Source organism: Foliimonas ilicis, assembly GCF_039939195.1.
Lineage (GTDB): Bacteria > Pseudomonadota > Alphaproteobacteria > Rhizobiales > Rhizobiaceae > Foliimonas > Foliimonas ilicis.
In genome coordinates this window covers 1-636 of record NZ_JBDUUH010000029.1, presented here as the reverse complement: position 1 = coordinate 636, position 636 = coordinate 1, and the positions used below count along the sequence as shown (strand labels likewise).

At 58.5% G+C, this 636-nt stretch carries 1 protein-coding gene; it reads left to right on the top strand.

What is annotated here, in order from left to right:
* Positions 1-500: IS21-like element helper ATPase IstB (gene istB, locus ABFT80_RS27965; protein ID WP_347975225.1), on the top strand; the 500-nt coding region annotated here is incomplete at its 5' end.
* Between the last annotated feature and the right edge of the window lie 136 nt (positions 501-636).

Below are 636 nucleotides of genomic sequence, written 5' to 3'. Positions count from 1 at the left end.
CGCCCGTCAATGAATCCCTGGTGAGAGAACTGGCTACGGGCACCTTCGTCGCCGATCAGCGCAACGTCGTTCTCGTCGGCGGCACGGGAACAGGCAAGAGCCACCTGGCTATCGCAATTGCCCGTGCGCTCATCCGCAACAGCACACGCGGCCGCTTCTTCAATGTCGTTGACTTGGTGAACCGGCTGGAAACGGAAACGCGCAACGGCAAGCAAGGTCGGATAGCCGATTATCTTACACGCCTCGACTTCATCATCCTCGATGAACTCGGCTATCTGCCGTTCGCGCAGGCTGGAGGTCAGCTTCTGTTCCACCTGATCAGCAAGCTATACGAGCGCACCTCGATCATCGTCACGACGAACCTTGCGTTTGGCGAATGGCCGTCGGTGTTTGGTGATGCCAAGATGACGACAGCACTCCTCGACCGCCTGACCCATCACTGTGAGATCGTGGAAACAGGAAACGAATCCTGGCGCTTTAAGAACCGCTCCCAAAGCTGAAGCCGAAGATACCTATCACCCGCACTTGGCCTACCCTCTGCAACCCCGGCCAGCGCCGGGCAGGCCAAGCGCTGATCGTCTACAGGGGGTGAATATTGGACGCCGATATGGGGTCAGAATTCCGCGCCGGTTGACA